Below are 19,224 nucleotides of genomic sequence, written 5' to 3'. Positions count from 1 at the left end.
ACGACGCGGTTACGTCACGTGCGCTTGCGCATCGCATGTGCGACCCGCGCGTTCGCTTCGAATTTCGCGCGATGCGTCGAGAAGAACGTCCGCACGTTGCGGACGTTCGATGCACCGGTGAACAGCCGCCGCGCGAATTCGTCGTATTCGGCGACGTCGGCCAGATCGGCCACCACGACGAAATCGGGCCCCGGCGACACGCGGTAGCACTGCGTGACGGCAGGCTCCGCACAGACGTACGTTTCGAACGCGTCGTAGTCTTCCGCCGTCTGCCGGTCGAGGCTGATCTCGATCAGCGCGGTGACAGCCGTGCCGATCGCGACCGGGTCGAGCACCGCGACCTGCCGGCGGATCACGCCGGCTTCCGTCAGCCGCCGCACGCGGCGCATGCAGGTAGGCGGCGACGACAGCGCGCGCTCGGCCAGTTGCAGGTTCGACACCGACGCGTCGTCCTGCAGGATCGCGAGGATGCGCAGGTCGAGATCGTCGAGGGTGATGCCGGCCATCGGCGGCTCCTTCCGGTCAGGGCGTGAAATTTAATTTCAACATGATAGATGATCATCCTTACGTTTCATTCATTGTTGAATTTTGAAATTTAATTCCATTTGACAGGTTCTACCATCGCTCTCACGGGTCCAGACGGACATTTACGGAGCGCGATATGTGTGGAATTGTCGGGGCGGTCGCCCAGCGGGACATCCTGCCGAACCTGGTCGACGGCCTGAAGCGGCTCGAATACCGCGGCTACGATTCGTGCGGTGTCGTGGTCTACCGCGACCGGGCACTGGCGCGCGCCCGCAGCGTCGATCGGGTCGCCAACCTGCAGCGCGAGATCGCCGAACATGCGCTGTCGGGTTACACGGGGATCGCCCATACGCGCTGGGCCACGCATGGCGCGCCTGTCACGCTCAACGCGCATCCGCACTTCTCGCCGAGCGACGCGAACGCGCGCATCGCGCTGTCGCACAACGGCATCATCGAGAACTGCGATCAACTGCGCGCGGAGCTGCAGGCGCACGGTTATGTATTCGCGAGCCAGACCGACAGCGAGGCAATCGCGCATTTGATCGACCATCTGTACGACGGCGACCTGTTCGATGCGGTCCGGCATGCGGTGGCGCGACTGCGCGGCAGCTATGCGATCGCGGTGATGTGCCGCGACGAGCCGCACCGGATCGTCGGCGCGCGCGACGGGATGCCGCTCGTGGTGGGCGTCGGTGAAGGCGAAAATTTCCTGGCGTCCGATGCGATTGCGCTGTCGGGCATCACCGATCGCATCGCATATCTCGAGAACGGCGACGTCGCCGACATTCAACTGCATCGTTACTGGATCGTCGATGCGGCCGGCCAGCGCGTCGAGCGCGCGGTGCAACGCGTCGCCGCGCATAGCGGCGCGGCCGATCTCGGGTCGTACCGCTACTACATGCAAAAGGAGATCTTCGAACAGCCGCAGGCCGTGGCCGATACGCTGCTCGATGTTTCGTCGATCATGCCCGAGCTGTTCGGCGACGGTGCGTGGCGTGTGTTCAATGACGTCGATTCGGTGCTGCTGCTCGCGTGCGGCGGCAGTTATCACGCGGCGCTGACCGCGAAGTACTGGATCGAGAGCATCGCGAAGCTGCCGGCGAGCGTCGAGATTGCCAGTGAGTATCGTTATCGCGACGGTGTGCCGAATCCGCGCACACTGGTTGTCGCGGTGTCGCAGAGCGGCGAGACGGCGGATGTGCTCGGGGCGGTGCATGTCGCGAAACGCAGCGGGATGACGCATACGCTCGCGATCTGCAACGTCGCGACGAGTGCGTTGATGCGCGAATGCGCACTGCAGTTCGTGACGCGTGCGGGGATCGAGATCGGGGTCGCTTCGACGAAGGCATTCACGACGCAGCTCGTTGCGTTGTTCCTGCTGACCTTGTCACTGGCGCAGGTGCGCGGGCGGTTGAGCGACGACGAGGAGAAAGCGCATCTGCGCGCGCTGCGGCATCTGCCCGATGCGATGTCGAAAGTGCTCGCGCTGGAGCCGCAGATCATGGCGTGGTCAGAGTTGCTCGCACGACGCGACAACATGCTGTTTCTCGGGCGCGGGATGCATTATCCGATCGCGCTGGAAGGCGCGCTGAAGATGAAGGAGATTTCCTATATTCATGCAGAGGCTTATCCGGCGGGCGAGTTGAAGCATGGGCCGCTGGCGCTCGTGAGTAACGAGATGCCGGTGATTGCGGTTGCGCCGAATGACATGCTGCTTGAAAAGCTACGGTCGAACATGCACGAGGTGAGTGCGCGGAATGGACGGCTGTTCGTGTTCGCGGATGTGGACTGCGGGTTGGTGCCGAGTGAGGGGATCGAGGTGATTCGGCTCAATGAATACTACGGGCCGTTGTCGCCCATTTTGCATACGGTGCCGATGCAACTGCTCGCGTATCACGCTGCGCTGGCGCGGGGGACGGATATCGACAAGCCGAGGAATCTGGCGAAGTCGGTGACGGTGGAGTGAGGGGGGCGTTTCCTCTCCCCGCTTTCAGCCGATACACCGACAACGCAAACGCCTCGCCTAACGCCCGCTCGCCGATGCATGTTCGGGCGCAACCGACCCCGCCCGCACGAAATGATGCTCCACCTTCGTGCGCAGCACGCCTTCAAGCGCAGCAAGCCGTTCACGCAATCGCACCGCCTGCCTTTCCGTCATTTCACCGAGAACGATCTTCTGCTCGAGAACATCGCCACAGCGCGTGATGGCCCAACGATCGACCGTCGCCGTTTCCCCTTCGAGTACGGCCGCCGCGGTCGAGACGATGCCCGGATTCCGTCTCGATACGAGATGGACGGTATGCGTCAACGTGAAACCGGCAAGGAATTGCGACCAGTCTTCACAGACTGCCGGGCGGGAAGCGGAGGAAACTTGGCTCATGGTTGCTCCGGATAAGTGATTACCGAACCGGTGCCAGCCATGCTGCTCCCGTTTCGTTGCCGTAAATCGGCCGCATCGCCTCAGAGGCGTCCACCTTGCCCGGGAGGGCAGGTTGGCGTCGGAGAATCCGACTCTGGATGCTTGACTTCTCACGTTCGACATTTCGAACGTTGATTCATTATATCGAAAAAACGACGTCGGGCAAGTGGTCTGTGAAAAGCAACCCTTCAGCGGGACAGGTCCACTCTTCCGGCCCTCGCACCAAGGGGAGCCCACGGACCTTCGTGCCTTGCATGAGGGTCAGAATCCCTTCATCACGGCCTAAAACCACACACTGAACCGCGTCCCCGTCGCCAGCACATCGACCGTCAGTTTCCATTGATGGGCCACGGCAATCTCCTTGCAGATGGCCAGCCCGAGACCGGCACCGTCATACCGCGAATCAGGCGCCCGCCAATATCGGTCGAAGAGCCGCGGCAGATGCTCCCGCTGAATGCCCGGCCCTTCATCGTCGATATGGATCGCCTTGTCGAGAACGGTCAGCACGACAACGCCGTCCGACGGCGACGCATTAATCGCATTCTCGAGAATGTTCTTGAGCAGGATGAACAGCGCCCCGCGATCCGCCCGAATCGGTGACGCAGCGTCGCGTGCTTCGATATGGAGCTTCACCTGCTTCGCATCGGCCTTGCCGGCCAGCATGTTCACGACGTCGCGCGCGACTTCGGCGCCGTTCACGTCGCCAAAGCAGAAGTTCTGCGCTTCGCTGACTTCGGCCAGATGCAGCAGTTGCTTGACCTGCCGCGCCATCAGGTCGATCTCGCGAAGCAGGAGTGCCTTCTGCCGGATGTCGGGCTGCAACTCGATCTGGCCTCTGACCAGCGTGAGCGGTGTCTGCAACTCATGCGCGGCGTCGGCCAGAAACTGCTGCTGAACCGCGAAACCGTTCTCGAGCCGCGTCAGCGCATCGTTGAACGCATCGATCAGCGGCTTGATCTCGCTGGGAATGCCGTCCGAAGACAAGCGCGTCTTCAGGTTGCGCGGCTCGATGCCCCTCGCGGCACGCGATACTTCCCGCAACGGCTTCAGCACGCGACTGATCGTCAGCGGCAGCGTCAGCCCGAAGATGATGGTTGCAATGACGAGCACATATGCGACGGTCTTCGGTATCGGATCGATTCTCGACATGATGAGCGCATCGACGAGCTGCCTGCTTTGCGCCACCTGCACGTAATAAACGACGCGCCCGTTCGATCCGCGCTGCGTGGCGATCGCATACGCGTTGCCGTCGATCGTGGTGGGCAGCACCTTGCCGGCCGCCTTCGCGAGATCTTCCGTCAACCACGGTCGATCGCCGCTCGACGGCACCGAGGCCAGCAACAGCTTGCCCGTCGCGTCGAGCACGCGATACTTCACCTCGGTCGGCAAGAGCCGGAACATCAGCGCCGGACGCTCGCCCAATCGCACCGCTACCGGACGCCCATCGGCGTCGAAGCTCAACCCCGCCTCGATATGACGGATGCTCTCCATCTGCTGCCGCCGCCCGAAGAACTCCGGATATCGATCGAGGACATGCGCGGAAACTGCGGCCAGCAGCGCCAGGCTGATGGCGAACGCAACGACGTTGGTCACCCACAGACGCGTCGACAGGCGTCGAATCCAATGATGGAACATGGTCAGTTTCTTACCCTGAAGCAGCAACGAGCGAGACGCGGCGAATCGTCATGCATCCCGCAGCGCGAAGCCGGCACCGCGGATATTGGTCAGCCGCATCGTCGCACCGATTGAAGCCAGTTTCTTGCGCAAGCGGTGCACGGTCACCTCGAGCGCGTTCGGCGTGACCGCCTCCCCGAGCCCCCAGGCGGCATGCTCGAGTATTGAATGCCGGACGGTCCGGCCGGCGGCTTCGATCAGGCACAGCATGACCTGCAGCTCGGCCGGCGCAAGCAGCACCGTCCGGTCGCCGCAGCGCATCGCGCGCTGGGGCGGGTCCACGCTCACATCCGCGAACGACGCGACGAGCGTCGTCAGCAACGCCGGACGCCGCATCAGCGTGCGCACGCGGGCGACGAGCTCGCTCATTTCGAACGGCTTGGTCACATAGTCGTCGGCCCCGCTTTCGAGCCCGTCGATGCGGTCGTGCAGCGCGTCGCGCGCCGTCAGCATCAGGCAAGGCGTCATGCGCCCTGCCGCGCGCAGCGTCCGCAGGAACGCCAGCCCCTCTCCGTCGGGCAAGCCACGGTCGATGATCAGCAGCGCGTAGTCGGCCCGGTCGACACCGTAGGTGGCTTCCCCTACATTGCCGAACCGGTCGGATTCGATTCCCGCAGCGGCCAGCGCCTGGGACAACAGGTCGGCTAGGCGCTCATGATCCTCGACAATCGCCACTCTTGGCATACTCGCACTCACTTGAACCGATACATGTAGCCGACCCTGGCTTCGGGAACGAACCGTCTTCCGACGATCGGGCTGTCGGTGATGGCGTCGCCGAGACGCGACACGCCAACGTCCACAAAGATCGTCTGCTGTTTCGTCGGCCGGTAGTCGATACGCGTGCCGGCCGACACGTTCACGGTCGAACCCGCGCTGTAGGCTGCGCGCCCGGCGCGCGCCTCCGATGGTCGCACGCCGTAATAGTAGTCGACGTATTTGTCGCTCAGCCATTCCACGCCGACATGCGGCGCAACCGAGAATTGGCCGAAGGCAAACGCCTTCTCGAAGCCGATTTTCGCGCGCTCGCCCTTGTTTCCGCCGAACAGGAAGGTGCCCGACAACGTGCCGAACCCGGTGCCCCATGACAGAGCAGGCCCGTACCAGAACGCGCCCTTGCGATTTTCCATGCCGTTCAGGATCGGGGCGTCCGAGCCCTTGTAGCCGTCGAAGATCGAGAACTGGCCACGCAGCGCGACACTGACCCCGCTCCAGCTACCGATTTTCAGGTCGGCCGTGGTACCGATGGCCTGGACCCATTTGTTGTCGAAATAGACCAGCGGAAACGGCAGCACGCGGCTGCTATCGCCCTGGTAGACCGACGGCTCAATGCCGACTCCGGCACCCAATCCCCAATGCGTCACGTTGGTCGCATTATTGAGTATGGTCAGCCCCGAATGATCGGCATCGGGCGGGATCATACTCTCGTCGGCCCAGGCGGAAGCAGACGACAATGCGAATGAGGCGGCAAGCAGCAACAACGGACGTTCGCGGTGGAAGGCGGTTTTCACAATCATTTTCCTGGAGTCGACGATCGAAACGGGGGCTACTGTAGGACCAGTCGACTTACCGCTCACTTACCAGGAAAAATATCGTTGCGTTGCGGACTGTGCGGAGAATTTCGGCGATGGGGAATATCGACGCAGGGCGAGCATGTGTCGCCCTGCGTGCTGGAAGAACGCGGCGCGACACGCCGTCAGAACACGGTATGCAACCCGACCCGCGCCACGGCCTGACTCGCCGAACTTGAAGCACCGTTCGGATCCAGCACGCCATTCACCTGCGCGTTCGCGCCGCTGTTCGCCCGCTGATAATCCGCCGACACGTACACCATGGTCCGCTTCGACAACAGGTATTGAAGCGCCATGCTGATCTGATGCGCGTGGTTGTTGCTCACCGCTTCATTGCCCTTCATGTACATGTATTTCGCGCCCAGAACGACATCCGGCCGGATCCGCCACAGACCGCCGGCTTCGGCCATCCACACGCCGGCATCGTTGAACGAGTTGTGCACGGTCGTCATCAAGGCCTTTGCGGCAACGACACCGAAGTCGTAGTGCATCCCGACGCCCCAGTTACGCACGCTGGTCGACGGCACGCCCGGCGCCGGGCCGTACTTCTCGTTCGTATAGGCCGCCCCCACGCCGAACGGCCCGAGTTCATAGTTCACCCCGGCGCTGACCGCGTTGTCCGCGCCGACCGAACCGGCCACGCCGCCGAACGCATACATCACGCCGCCGGACAAGCCCGCGACCGTCGGCGAACTGTATTTGACGGCGTTCGCGATCGGCTTGCTGCCTGCGGTGCGGTCCCAGTCGAACGCGCCGGTCGGGTTGTCGGGAAGCGCGAGACGTTGGAACGGGCCGTTCCGGAATCCGTACAGCCCGGAAATGTCTCGCGAAATTGCATTGCCTTTCGAAAAGAGCGAATCCACCATGAAGTCGTATTGATTCCCCAGCGTGATGCTGCCGAACCGGTCGCTATCGATGCCCACGTAGGCGTTGCGCCCGAAAATTCCGGTCCCGACGATGCTGCCGTTCGCCATCGAGAACTGGTTCACGAGCGCGAATGTTGCGTGGTACCCGCCACCGAGATCTTCGGTGCCGCGAAAGCCGAAGAGATTGGGCGCGTAGATGCCGTCGTCGAACTTGACGTTCTTTCCGCCGCCCTCGTTGCTGACATACGAGATGCCGGAGTCGATCAGACCGAACATCGTCACACTGCTCTGCGCCCACGCGCCCTGCGCAACGGCAAGAACTGCGAATACGCCAAACCTGAGTTTCATGTTGTCTCCGTCTTTTTTATGGAAATACGCGTCCGTCGCCACACTGGGTGGCGCTTGCCCGCTTGTTGCTTCGTGAAAAATCGCCTGGATTCAGGCAGCTACATCAACATCGGAAATATGATTAGTTTTACTTATTTACAAACACGACAATTCGCACAAGAACCGGCTTCAAACCCGCCTGGATCCAAACCCGTGAATCAAGCGCCTCGAAAGATGACCCAAGCCGTGGAATCCACTTCGACCGCGACGGTTTCCAGTCCGGCCCCCGTGCAGGGCCCGTCGATACACACGCCGTCATCGAAGCGAAACAGCGCGCTGTGATGCGCACACATCAGCACCTGCGACCGATAGCAGGAAACATCGCCCGGCACGAAATCGAGCGGCACGGAGAAATGCGGGCACCGATTCACATACGCCCATACTTGCTCGCCACGCCGCACCACGATGACGGGACGTCCGATGCAGGCTTCGTCGACCACGCGCGCGCCGCCATCAGGCACCTCGGACACGCGGCAGAGTTGTTTCGCTTCCATCGCTCACACCCGTTGCTCGGGGTTGCCGAGGCTCCAGTCCCACGGACGCACTTCCACGTGCGAGAACAGCCCTTCCTTCACATACGGGTCGTTTCCGACGAACTGCATCACCGCATGAAGGTCGTCCGCCTCGACGACGAGCAGCGTTCCGTTCATCGCGTCGCCGTGCGGGTCGAGCGTCGGCCCGCCGAGCCGCACGTACACGCCGTGCTCGGCAGCCGAGCGCAGATACGTCCTGTGAATCGGACGCACGCGGTCGCGCACGTCGCGCATGCCGGGCTGGTCCGTCGCAAACACCGCGAAAAATCGAGCCATGACGATCAGCTCCGGTCGATGAGGTCATTCATCACGTCTTTCTCCGTTGGCGCATCCGGCCGCTCAATGCGGCGCGCGACCGTCCCATGCGTCCTGAAGCAACGCACGAATCGCCGCGCGTTCGATCGGCCGGGGATTGGCATAGGGGTTCTTGCACGCGAGGTCGGCCGCTTCGTCGAGCCCTTCCCGAGGCATTCCGATTCCGGCGAGCGCCGGCGCGATGCCAAGCTGCTCGTTCAGCCTGAACAGCAGCGGGCCGGCGTCGGCCGCATCGGTCCCGCCCAGCGCCCGCGCAACGCGGCGTAGTGCATCAGGCGCCGCGGCATGGTTGTAATGTGCGGTATGCGGCAACATCGCCGCGTGCGTCTGCGCGTGCGGCAGGTTGAACGTGCCGCCGAGCGTGTGACAAAGCTTGTGGTGCAACGCCATGCCGACCGCGCCGAGGCAGGTCCCGGCAAGCCACGCACCATACAGCGCGCGGCTGCGCATCGTCCGATCCTCCGGATCGCGCACCACCGCGGGCAACGCTTCGCCGAGCGCGCGAATCGACTCTTCGGCCATCAAGCTGATCACCGGGTTCGCGTCTTCCGCATAGAGCGCCTCGACCGCGTGCGCCATCGCATTGACGCCCGACGCCGCCGAGATGCCCGGCGGCAGCGACAACGTCAGCGACGGGTCGTAAATCACGGTACGCGGCAGCACGCGCACATCGCGCCCGGTGCGCTTCAGCCGGCCTTCGGTGATCCCGTAGATCGGCGTCATTTCCGAGCCCGCGTAAGTCGTCGGCACGGCCAGGATCGGCAGCGACGATTCGAGCGCAATGGCCTTGCCCAGCCCGATCGTCGAGCCGCCGCCGATCGCGATGCAGCAGTCCGCGCCCAGCGCGGCCGCCATCTCGCGCGCGGCACGCGCGACTTCGACCGGCACGTGCATGACGGCCTGCGCGCATACGCCGGCCGCACGCTCGCCCAGCACGCTCTTCACGCGATCGGCGAGATGCCGCTGTTCGGGCGTGGACAGGATGAGCGCACGACGGGCGCCGAGCGTCGACAGTTCGTCCGGCAACTTGTCGAGCGCCCCCCATTCGAATACCACGCGCGAAGGGGTGCCCTGATAGACAAAGCGCTCCATGAGAGCCTCAGCGCTTGAAATGCGGCGGCACGTTGCCGTCGACGTTGACCCACACCGAGCGTGCTTCCGTGTAGTCGTGCATGGCCTCGAAACCCATCTCGCGGCCGTAGCCCGACTTGCCGACGCCGCCGAACGGGCTGCCCGGATTGACGCGCTTGTAGCAGTTGATCCAGCACATGCCCGCGTTGATCTGCGACGCCATCTTGTGCGCACGCGAGAGATTCTGGGTCCAGAGGCCGCTGCCGAGCCCGTATTCCGTTGCGTTGGCAATCGCAAGCGCCTCCTCGTCGCTGCCGAAGCGCAGCACGGTGACGAACGGGCCGAACACTTCTTCCTGTGCAACACGATCGGCCGCGCTCCTGGCCTCGATGATCGTCGGGCGCACGTAGTAGCCATTGGCGAGCGCCGGATCCTGCGGCGCGCTGCCGCCCGTCAGCACGCGGCCACCCTGCTCGCGCGCGACGTCGACATACGACAGCACGCGGTCGAGGTGCTGCTTCGACGTGAGCGGCCCCATTTCCGTATTCGGATCGAGCGGATTGCCGATCCTGATCGACGACGCGAGCGCGACGAACCGCTCGAGGAACGCGTCCGCGATGCGTTCGTGCAGCACGAGCCGCGAACCCGCGATGCACGCCTGCCCCTGATTGTGAAAGATCGCCCACGCAGCGCCGTTGATCGCCGCGTCGAGATTCGCATCGTCGAACACGATATTGGCGCCCTTGCCGCCCAGCTCCAGCTGCACGCGCTTCAGGTTGCCCTGCGACGCTTCGACGATCCGGCGGCCGGTCGCCGTCGAACCGGTGAACGCGATCTTGCCGACGCCCGGATGTTCGGCGAGCCGCTGGCCCGCCGTATGCCCGTAGCCGGGCACGATATTGACGACGCCCGCAGGGAACCCGACTTCGGCCATCAGCTCGACGATGCGCAAGGTCGACAGCGGCGTGATTTCCGACGGCTTGAGCACCACCGTATTGCCAGCGGCGAGTGCCGGGCCCATCTTCCAGCTCGTGAACATCAGCGGGAAATTCCACGGCACGATCTGGCCGACGACGCCGATCGGCGCACGCTGCACGTAATTCAGGAAACCGGTCTCGACCGGAATCACCGAGCCTTGCAGCTTGTCGGCCATGCCGCCGAAATAGCGGAAGCAGGCGGCCGTACGCGGCACGTCGAGCGACCGCGAATCGCGAATCGGGTGGCCGGTGTCCAGCGATTCGAGCTGCGCCAGCGCCTCCGCGTTGGCTTCGATCGCGTCGGCCAGGCGCAGCAGCAGACGGCCGCGTTCGGCCGCCGGCATCGCCGACCATTTGGGAAAGGCGCGCGTCGCGGCTTCGACGGCCAGATCGACGTCCGCCGCGGTGGCCGCCGCGATCTTCGTGATGACGGAGCCGTCGTGCGGGTTCAGCACGTCGATCGTGCCGCGGTCGACGGCGTCAACGAAGCGCCCGTCGATGAAGAGTTGGGTTTGCATGAATCGTCCTCGGTGTATTGCGGAAGCGAAAGCTGAATCGGTAGCAAAAACGCGGCTCAGAACGCGATCGGGTACGGCGCGAGCTCGCCGCTTTCGTAGCGTTGCGGCAGGTTCGGCGTCGCGTTTTCCCAGACGAGCAGCATCGATCGCTTCGTCGAGTAGCCCTGGTGCCGGATGTCGGCCGGCATCGCGCAGATGTCGCCCGCGCGCATCGTGATGCGTGCGCGCGGCGCGCCGGTGTTCTTGTCGCCGATGTCCCACACGATTTCGTCGGACAGTTGCAGGAACCATTCGACGCGGTCGTTGCCATGGAACACCGGCAGGATGAATTCCTCGGTGGTCGGGCAGAACAGGCTGCGCCCGCACACCGACGTGACCGACGGATTCCACGTGACGTCCGAGCGCGACAGGTACTTGAACAGGTTGAACGCGTGCAGTTCGCCCTCGAAGCCCGGTTCGACGTGCACCTCCGGCTCGTCCTGCGCGACGTCGAGGAACGCACGGTTGACCGGCAGCGCGTCGCGCAGCGGCGAGTCGCCTTCGAGGCCCGGCATGCGGCGCGTCGCGATACGCGTGCGCTCGATCGCCGAGCCGTTTTCGCCGTGCTTGCGCCCGAATGCCGTGCCCGTTTCCTCCGGCGCCGCGAACGGGTCGAAGCCTTCGTTGGTCCAGTCGTGCAGCATTGCCTTGAAGGTCGCCATGATCGTCGGCGTTTCGAAGGTCTCGGTGTAATCGACACCGGCGTCCTTCAGGATGCCGTTGAAGGTGCCTGCATACATGTCGACCTTGCCGTAGTGATTGCGCGTGCCGAACACGTGATCGAAATTCACCCAGCCGTAGAAGAAGCCCCACGCCACGTCGCGCATCATCGCGCGCAGGAATGCGTCCGCTGGCATCGCATGCGTACGCGTCTGGCCTTTCGCGGGCCAGCTGATCTTCACGAAGTATTCGTCGCGCTGGAACCCGAATTCGCCGAGCTGGAAGCGGCGGTAGCCGGTGACGGCATCGGCTTCGGTCGATCGCACCAGATCGGCGGCAAAGCCCGTGGACGGGTCGAGGGTTTCGAGGGTGGCCATAACGTGTCTCCTGGGATAGTCGAATGAGGTCGGAAGGTCAGTGCAGGCAGATCTCGGCCCACTTCTCGACCGACAGCTCGCCGAGGATGGTCTGCACGAGCGCGACGCCCGGCCGGCTCGCGGTGAAGCGATACGCACAGCCGGCCGGCAGCAGCGCCTGATGGCCCTGGCGCAATACGACGTACCCCATGTTCCGGCCGGCCGGTTGCGTGCCGGCGCTCACGGTGCCGCGACCCGATGCCGGCGGATTGTCGAGCTTGATGAATTCGATCCGGACTTCGCCGTCCATCTGGATCGTGAACTCGTCATGCGCGCAGGCGAACCACGGCGACTGGCCGTCGGTCCTCAACACTTCGATCACGTATTCGAGATTCTTGCCGGCGACGACCTTTTCGTAAGGGGCCGACTTCGACGCCACCTCGAAGACATTCGAGAAGGCGTAGTGCTGCGCGCTGCCGCTGGTGATTTCGATCTCGCCCTTCCGATAGCCATCGAGCGAACCGAAGACGGTGTGGAATGCCGTGCTGGTCATTGCTGTCTCCTGAGTTGAACCGCTTGTTGGATTCAACTCTAGGGGCAAGGGACAGCAGCAACAAGGCAACGGATGGCGATTACGGCATTTGCGTTTCGCGAATAATCCGCGCGGTTCAACGCACCCAGCCGCGCTCCAGCAGCGGGAGATCCCACGGGGATTCGTCGCCGATGTATTCGGCGAGGAATTCGACCAGGGCCTTCACCTTCAACGCCTGTCGCTGCGTTGCGGGATAGACGGCGGCAAAGCTCAGCGGCGCGAGCTGATAGTCGGTGAGGATCGGCACCAGGCGGCCCGCGACGAGCGCTTCGCTCGCCACGAGCGTGGGCAAGCAGACGACACCGCCGCCCGTCAGCGCGTATTCGCGCAGCAGGTGAACGGAGTTCGAGCGAATCATGCCCGGCAGCTCCATTTCGACCACCTCGTCGCCGCGCGTCATCGTCCAGCGGTTGCGCGACGGGTAGCCCGAATACAGCGCTGTCGTGTGCTGCAGCAGATCGCGTGGATGTTGTGGCGCACCATGCGCGTCGACGTACGCGGGCGCCGCACAAAAGAGGCGCCGGACCGTGAACAGCCGTCGCTCGATCAGCGATTCGGAAATCGGCGGGAAGATCTGGAACGCGATGTCGAACCCTTCTTCGACAGGGTCCACGACACGGTCATTGACGATGATGTCGAGCTGGATGCCCGGGTAGCGCTGATTGAATGCGGCGAGCGGCGCGCCGAAGTGATCGAGCGCGAACCCGGGCAGTATCTGGATGCGCAGCCGCCCGGTCGGCGTCGCGCGAAGCTCGCGCATCTGGTCCGTCAGCTCGTTGACGCGCCCGACCACCTCCGCACACTCGCGATAGAACGCCTCGCCCACTTCGGACAGCCGCACGTGGCGCGTGCTGCGATGGAACAGCGGCGCGTTGACGAACTTCTCGAGTTGCTGGATGCGATTCGTCACGACTGAACTCGTCACCCCCAGTTGCCGCGCGGCCTCCGCGAAGCTGCTTGCCTCGGCCACTCTCACGAATGCTTCGATGCTCAGGAACCGGTCCATACCGCGCCCTTTTTCGACAGCGAAACAGGCAGTCTACCTGTGCGGGTATCGGGCTGTGTCATGCGAAAGGCGTCACAGTGTCGCCAAATCGATGTCAATTGCCGGGCGCACCGGTACCGGCGTTCGCCGGTATGCCCGCGCCGGTACGCCCGCGCCGGTATGCCCGCGCCGGCATTACCGCGACTGCTCTCCGGCCACCAGGTCCGGCCGCACGACCGCGCGACGCTGCAGCACGGCCGGCGCGGTTTCCTTCAGCAACAGGCTGACCACGATTCCCAGCAGGACCGAGCCCATCGGCAGCCACAGAATGTTCTGGATGCCAAAGTGTGCGGCAACGTAGCCGCCCATCGCCGGCGCAATGCCGCCGCCGAAGATCTCGCCTACGCCGACCACCATGCCGATGGACGTCGACACGAGGCCGATGGGGGCGGCCTCGGTCGCCACCGGGCCGGACAGCAGCGACACCAGCCCGAGCGTGAAGAACGACGCGACGAACAGCACGCCGAACAGCGCGAGCGGCTGCGGGCCGAGGCCACGGAAGATGTAGAGCATCACGGCCGTGCCCACGAACCCGACGATGCTCGCGATGCGGCGGCCGACCAGGTCGGAAAGCCCCGGCAACCCGAACTGCCCGAGAAAACCGCCGAAGCCGATCGCCGAGACGACGAGGCCCATCTTCTGCGTGCCGAGCGACAGGTAATCGGTCAGGTACAGCGGCAGCAGCGCGCCGAGCACGAAGACGCCGGTCATCGCGCAGCACAGCGCGGCCATTGCCACGAGGATGTTGCGGCTCTTGAGCACATGCCCGAGCGACGCGGGCGCCGGTTCGGACGCGACCTCCTTCACGACCTTCGGCTCGCGGATCACGAAGAACATGATCGCGCCGAGAATCAGGCCGGGCACGGCCACGAGCGCAAAGACCCAGCGCCATGACACGAAGCCGAGCAACTGCGTGGCGATGATCGGCGACAGCGCGAGCCCGAACAGCGCAAAGCCGCTCTGCTGCAGGCCGAGGTTCAGCCCGCGCCGCCGCGGATGCGACGCATCGGCCGTCGCGGCGAAGCTCGTCGGGCAGAACGAACCCTCCGCGACGCCCATCAGCCCGCGAATCGCCATCAGGCCGAGCAGCCCGCCCGCGAGCCCCGAGAAACCGGACAACAGCGAGAACGCGACGATCGCCGGAATCAGCACCTTCCGGCGGCCGACCTTGTCGGAGATGCCGCCCATCAGCGCCGCAAAGATGCCCCACGACAGCCCGAGCACGCCGATGCAGTTGCCGACGTCCTGCGCGGTCAGGTTCAGGTCCTTCATGATCGACGGGAACAGCGGCGCGATGAGCCAGCGGTCGAGGCCGACCAGCCCGAAACCGAGCGCCAGCAGCGTCACCGCCTTCCACTCGTATGAGGTATCCCACTCGTTTGCTTTCATGTCCGTCTCCGTGGACGCCGGTTCGCCTGCGCGCGCCGGAGCGCCTGCGCATGGGTCAGGTCCGATGATTTTTGTGTGCGACGTGAATCGCGAGGAAGTGCCGGCCGCCTTTCGGATTCGACGAATCAAATTCACTCGACCGACGCCACCACGATAGGTGCACGGCCGCGAATCGGGTATGGAACAACCGGCGAACGCGCCATTCGCGAAACGCAAATAATCGGCAGGGGTAGGCTGGAACGGACGGCGGGACAGCGTGGAGCGGGTGCACGCAACGTGGACGTCGTGCCCACTCGCGTGTTACGGGGGAATCCCTCATAGACATCGACGCATCGGCGCTCTGCTTCGCGAGCAGGGACGATGCAGCCGGTTCGACCGGCGCAACGGCATCGACGGTTTCTACGTACCCCGAACAACCTGCCGGCTGGCCCCCGGCGGCACCCCCGTCACGCGCTTGAACGCGCGACTGAACGCAGCTTGCGACGCATAGCCGAGCTTCAGCGCCACCGTCTCGATCGGCAGCCGGTCGTGGTTCAACCACTGGCTGGCCACGCGCATTCGCAACTCCGTCGCATAACGCAACGGCGGCGTGCCGATCGTCGCCTGGAAACGCTCCGCGAACACGGAGCGCGAGATATGGCACTCGGCGGCCAGTTCGGACACGCTCCAGACCCGATCGGGCTGCCGATGCAGCGCCAGGATCGCCCGCGCCAGCCGGGGGTCGCGCAATGCAGCCACCAGGCCGGATGCGTTGTCGCAGCCGCATTCGACCCAGCCGCGCACAAGCATGGCCGCCACCACGTCGGCGAGGCGCGCGAGGACGCCGGCGAAGCCGATGCGCCCTGAGCAGATTTCGCGCTTCATCGACGCGAGGATCGGCATGAGCCCCGGATAGCGCTTCCCCTTCGCATCGACCACCATCACGCCCGGCATCAACCGGCCGAGCGCCTGCATGCCGCCGAGATCGAACGCCATGCAGCCGGTGAAGAGGATCGCACCGGGCGTCATGCTCTTGCTGGGACACGCGTTCACGGCGCTCACCGTGTCGCCCAGCGGAGCGGCGTCGAACGTGTCGATATCGCGGACCGGCTGATCGGTGCCGGACAGGAGCTGGTGCGCGTCGCCGCGCGGCAGGAACACCGCGTTGCCGGCCGACAGTTCGTGCAGCGTGCCGTCTTCGGTGCGCAGTACCGCGGAGCCGACCGCGAGAAAGTGGAAGTACGCGTGCCCGGGCCGCGTATCGAAGCCCAGGCCAAACGCCGGCCCGGCCTCGATGCGGCGGTACTGGACGCCACGCAGGCGCATGCCGGTCAGCAGCTCGCTGATCAGGTCGGACGACAGCGCGAACGGGTCCGGCAAAGTCATCTTCGGGGTTTCAGGTAAAAATTCAAGGCTTTCTATCATAGATCATCCTGACCATCCCACCTAGACTCGCTCTGAAATCAACTTTCCGAGGAATGTCTTGTCATGAGCGAATGTGTTTCCAGCGCCGTACCCGGCGACGACGGTCGTCGCAGCGCGGCCGTGACCGAGCCCGCATGGACGGCCGTGTTCTCGCTGGCGATGGGCGTGTTCGGGCTGCTGACCGCGGAGTATCTGCCGGCCAGCCTGCTGACGCCGATGGCGACCGGATTGCACGTATCGGAAGCGCTGGCCGGCCAGGCGGTCACGGTCACGGCCGTGGTCGCGCTGTTCGCCGGCTTGCTGGTGCCGGGCCTGACGCGCAGGCTCGACCGGCGGACGGTGCTGCTCGGTTTCAGCACGCTGATGATCGCGTCCAACCTGCTGGTGGCGCTGTCTTCCAGCCTCGCGATGCTGCTGGCGATGCGGATCCTGCTCGGCATCGCGCTCGGCGGCTTCTGGAGCATGGCCGCGGCCGTCGCGATGCGTCTGGTGCCGCCGGCGCTGCTGCCGCGTGCGCTGTCGATCGTCTTCAGCGGCATTGCCGTCGGCACGGTCGTCGCCGTGCCGCTGGGCAGCTATCTCGGCGGGCTGTTCGGGTGGCGCAGCGCGTTCATCGCAGCGGCGGCGGTCGGCGCGACGACGCTGCTGTTCCAGTGGTTCACGCTGCCTCGGATGGCGCCGCGCGGCACCGTGCGGTTGAACACGGTGCTGCAGTTGCTGCTGCGCCCGGGCGTCGCGATTGGCATGTTCGGTTGCGTACTCGCGCACACGGGCCATTTCGCGTTGTTCACGTATATCCGGCCGTTCCTGGAAAGCACGGCGGGTGTCGGCCCGGACGGGCTCGCGCTGATGCTGCTCGGGTTCGGCATCGCGAATTTCGCCGGCACGCTGATCACCGGATTCCTGATGGAACGCAGCCTGCGCGGCACGCTGGCGCTGATGCCCTGCCTCGTCGGCATCGCGGCATTCGCGCTGGTGATGCTGCCGGCATCCGTCGCCGGACATGCACTGCTGGTCGCGTTCTGGGGGATGGCGTTCGGCGGCGTGCCGGTCGCGTGGTCGAACTGGGTGACGCGCGCGGTGCCCGATCAGGCGGAAAGCGCCGGCGGAATGGTCGTCGCATCGGTGCAATCGTCGATTGCGGCGGGCGCAGCCGCGGGCGGGGCGATGTTCAGCTTCAGCGGCATCACCGGCGTGTTCGTCGCAGGCGGGATCGTGATGCTGCTTGCGGCACTGTTGATCGTTCTGCGTGTCGGCGTGCCGGCCGCGCAATCCGGCGCACTGCCGACACTGCATGTTTGACCGGCGGGCGGCCGCGCGCACCGATCCGGCGCGTGCCGCCCGTCACCGGAGCTGGCGCGCCCCGATCCGAATGCACTTACCGCGACTCGCCCCGCGCAACGTAGCTGTCGCCCCAGTCTTTCATCGCGTCGAGCACGGGCGCGAGGGTTCGCCCCACGTCCGTCAACGAATATTCCACTCGGGGCGGGACCTCCGCGAATACCGCCCGGGAAACGATGCCGTGCGCTTCAAGCTCCCGAAGCTGCAACGTCAGCGATCGTTGCGTGACGCTGCCGATGGCCGTGCGAAGCGCGCCGAATCGCTTCGTACCACTGAGCAGATAATAGATGATCAACGGCTTCCACTTTCCGCCGATGACGTCGACCGTTGCCGCTACCGTACATCGGTATGCGTTCGTATTGGGTTTCTCCATCGGCCAATAGTATAAAAATTTACCCTATATATCAAACTCGTACTTACTTGCCATCGATATCCCTGCAACGCAGAATTTTTCCGGGCGGCGGTCAAGACCGCACGGCATGCCCCAGTTGCAGGAAACCCATCGGAGCAAGACAGATGAAAGCAGTGTTCTACGAGCGTCAGGGTGCCGCCCGGGATGTCCTGATCGTCGGCGAATTGCCGACGCAGGCGCCCGGGCCGAACGAAGTACGCGTCCGCGTCCATGTCTCCGGACTGAATCCGACCGACATGAAAGCGCGTGCCGGGTTCTCCTCCGCGATGCCCTTCCCGCGCATCACGCCTCACCAGGACGGCGCAGGCATCATCGATGCGGTCGGCCCCGGCGTATCGCCGGACCGGCTCGGCGAGCGGGTCTGGATCTACGAGGCGCAATTCGGCCGCGCCGCCGGCACGGCGGCCGAATACGTCGTCGTTCCGTCAAGCCATGCGGTTCGCCTGCCGGGCCATGTGTCGTTCGACGTGGGCGCGTCACTCGGCATTCCGGCATTGACGGCGCATCGTTGCCTGTTCGCCGACGGCAGCCTGGCTGGGCGACCGGTACTGGTTCACGGCGGCGCGGGCGTCGTCGGCACCGCCGCGATCCTGCTGGCGAAATGGGCGGGCGCGTGGGTTGCGACATCGGTCAGGAACGCCGAACAGGCTGCCGTCGCACGAGCGAACGGCGCGGATCTGGTCATCGACCGGCACGCCGCGGATGGCGCACGCGTCATTCTCGATGCAACCGGCGGGCACGGGGTCGACCGTATCGTCGACGTCGACCTGAAATCCAACCTCGACCTTGATCTTGCCTGCTTGTCGCAAGGCGGCGTGATCAGCGCCTATGCAACGGCCGGTGCAACGGACGCGCTGCCGGTTCCGCTGCTGAAGGCCATGATGCACGGCTGCGTACTGCGTTTCGTCTATATCTATCACGTGCCCGGCGAAGCCAAGCAGGCTGCCATCCGCGACATCGACGCATGCGTCGCAGCGGGCGCCTACTCGCCCCGAATCGGCATGAAGGTGCCACTGACCCAGGTGATCGATGCACACGAAGCGCTGGAATCGGGCCAGGTCATCGGCAAGGTGCTGGTACACAACTGATTCGGCTTCGATCGGCCATCGCCGGCGCTCGTCGACACGTGCGTC

Annotated in this window: 19 protein-coding genes and 1 riboswitch; of the genes, 3 read left to right on the top strand and 16 right to left on the bottom strand. The window is 64.7% G+C overall.

The genetic code is table 11. From position 1 onward, the window contains the following. Positions 1–14: 14 nt before the first annotated feature. Positions 15–506, bottom strand: coding sequence for an Lrp/AsnC family transcriptional regulator (locus tag BLA15945_RS21910; protein WP_059237721.1), 492 nt, complete (start codon positions 504–506; stop codon positions 15–17). A 155-nt stretch (positions 507–661) separates the two neighbouring features. On the opposite strand from BLA15945_RS21910, the gene glmS reads away from it, so the two are divergent. Continuing rightward, a complete protein-coding gene (gene glmS, locus BLA15945_RS21905) occupies positions 662–2,491 on the top strand; it encodes a glutamine--fructose-6-phosphate transaminase (isomerizing) (RefSeq protein ID WP_174993356.1) in 1,830 nt (609 codons plus the stop codon). A gap of 57 nt (positions 2,492–2,548) precedes the next feature. Here glmS and BLA15945_RS21900 read toward each other — a convergent pair whose 3' ends face one another. From BLA15945_RS21900 to BLA15945_RS21835, 14 genes are all read right to left on the bottom strand, one after another. Continuing rightward, complete coding sequence (locus BLA15945_RS21900) at positions 2,549–2,905, bottom strand: hypothetical protein (protein WP_174993355.1); 357 nt, start codon at positions 2,903–2,905, stop codon at positions 2,549–2,551. A 42-nt stretch (positions 2,906–2,947) separates the two neighbouring features. Continuing rightward, positions 2,948–3,051: riboswitch (SAM-I-IV-variant riboswitch) on the bottom strand. Positions 3,052–3,226: 175 nt separating this feature from the next. Next, positions 3,227–4,579 carry a sensor histidine kinase gene (locus tag BLA15945_RS21895; protein WP_174993354.1) on the bottom strand — a complete coding sequence of 451 codons (1,353 nt, stop codon included), beginning with the start codon at positions 4,577–4,579 and terminating at the stop codon, positions 3,227–3,229. A 48-nt stretch (positions 4,580–4,627) separates the two neighbouring features. Next, positions 4,628–5,302, bottom strand: coding sequence for a response regulator transcription factor (locus tag BLA15945_RS21890; RefSeq protein ID WP_059237729.1), 675 nt, complete (start codon positions 5,300–5,302; stop codon positions 4,628–4,630). Between the two features lie 8 nt (positions 5,303–5,310). Next, complete coding sequence (locus BLA15945_RS21885; protein WP_059240827.1) at positions 5,311–6,126, bottom strand: MipA/OmpV family protein; 816 nt, start codon at positions 6,124–6,126, stop codon at positions 5,311–5,313. A gap of 185 nt (positions 6,127–6,311) precedes the next feature. After that, the gene (locus BLA15945_RS21880; protein ID WP_059237730.1) at positions 6,312–7,400 is read right to left on the bottom strand and encodes a porin; all 1,089 of its coding nucleotides are present in this window, start codon (positions 7,398–7,400) and stop codon (positions 6,312–6,314) included. Between the two features lie 197 nt (positions 7,401–7,597). Further along, the gene (locus tag BLA15945_RS21875) at positions 7,598–7,933 is read right to left on the bottom strand and encodes a Rieske (2Fe-2S) protein (RefSeq protein WP_174993353.1); all 336 of its coding nucleotides are present in this window, start codon (positions 7,931–7,933) and stop codon (positions 7,598–7,600) included. Between the two features lie 3 nt (positions 7,934–7,936). Continuing rightward, positions 7,937–8,248, bottom strand: coding sequence for a YciI family protein (locus tag BLA15945_RS21870; RefSeq protein WP_059237732.1), 312 nt, complete (start codon positions 8,246–8,248; stop codon positions 7,937–7,939). A gap of 63 nt (positions 8,249–8,311) precedes the next feature. Beyond that, positions 8,312–9,379, bottom strand: coding sequence for a maleylacetate reductase (locus tag BLA15945_RS21865; RefSeq protein WP_174993352.1), 1,068 nt, complete (start codon positions 9,377–9,379; stop codon positions 8,312–8,314). Positions 9,380–9,386: 7 nt separating this feature from the next. Then, a complete protein-coding gene (locus tag BLA15945_RS21860) occupies positions 9,387–10,853 on the bottom strand; it encodes an aldehyde dehydrogenase family protein (RefSeq protein ID WP_174993351.1) in 1,467 nt (488 codons plus the stop codon). Positions 10,854–10,909: 56 nt separating this feature from the next. Continuing rightward, on the bottom strand, positions 10,910–11,929 hold the full coding sequence (locus BLA15945_RS21855; protein ID WP_059237735.1) for a hypothetical protein: 1,020 nt from the start codon (positions 11,927–11,929) through the stop codon (positions 10,910–10,912). A 37-nt stretch (positions 11,930–11,966) separates the two neighbouring features. Continuing rightward, on the bottom strand, positions 11,967–12,461 hold the full coding sequence (locus tag BLA15945_RS21850; RefSeq protein ID WP_059237736.1) for a cupin domain-containing protein: 495 nt from the start codon (positions 12,459–12,461) through the stop codon (positions 11,967–11,969). 115 nt (positions 12,462–12,576) lie between these two features. Continuing rightward, positions 12,577–13,506, bottom strand: coding sequence for a LysR family transcriptional regulator (locus BLA15945_RS21845; RefSeq protein ID WP_059237737.1), 930 nt, complete (start codon positions 13,504–13,506; stop codon positions 12,577–12,579). A gap of 174 nt (positions 13,507–13,680) precedes the next feature. Beyond that, complete coding sequence (locus BLA15945_RS21840) at positions 13,681–14,934, bottom strand: MFS transporter (protein WP_174993350.1); 1,254 nt, start codon at positions 14,932–14,934, stop codon at positions 13,681–13,683. 399 nt (positions 14,935–15,333) lie between these two features. Next, on the bottom strand, positions 15,334–16,299 hold the full coding sequence (locus BLA15945_RS21835; RefSeq protein WP_217468164.1) for an AraC family transcriptional regulator: 966 nt from the start codon (positions 16,297–16,299) through the stop codon (positions 15,334–15,336). A 102-nt stretch (positions 16,300–16,401) separates the two neighbouring features. On the opposite strand from BLA15945_RS21835, the gene BLA15945_RS21830 reads away from it, so the two are divergent. Beyond that, the gene (locus BLA15945_RS21830; RefSeq protein ID WP_059237740.1) at positions 16,402–17,640 is read left to right on the top strand and encodes an MFS transporter; all 1,239 of its coding nucleotides are present in this window, start codon (positions 16,402–16,404) and stop codon (positions 17,638–17,640) included. 76 nt (positions 17,641–17,716) lie between these two features. On the opposite strand, the gene BLA15945_RS21825 is transcribed toward BLA15945_RS21830, so the two are convergent. Further along, positions 17,717–18,052 (bottom strand): winged helix-turn-helix transcriptional regulator, encoded by a 336-nt coding sequence (locus tag BLA15945_RS21825; RefSeq protein WP_174993348.1) that lies wholly within the window; start codon positions 18,050–18,052, stop codon positions 17,717–17,719. 143 nt (positions 18,053–18,195) lie between these two features. Between BLA15945_RS21825 and BLA15945_RS21820 the strand changes: the two genes are divergently transcribed. Further along, positions 18,196–19,179, top strand: a complete 984-nt coding sequence (locus BLA15945_RS21820; protein WP_174993347.1) for an NADPH:quinone reductase — start codon at positions 18,196–18,198, stop codon at positions 19,177–19,179. Positions 19,180–19,224 lie beyond the last annotated feature (45 nt).

Source organism: Burkholderia arboris (genome assembly GCF_902499125.1).
In the GTDB taxonomy this organism is placed as follows: domain Bacteria; phylum Pseudomonadota; class Gammaproteobacteria; order Burkholderiales; family Burkholderiaceae; genus Burkholderia; species Burkholderia arboris.
This window is presented reverse-complemented; position numbering and strand designations above follow the sequence as displayed.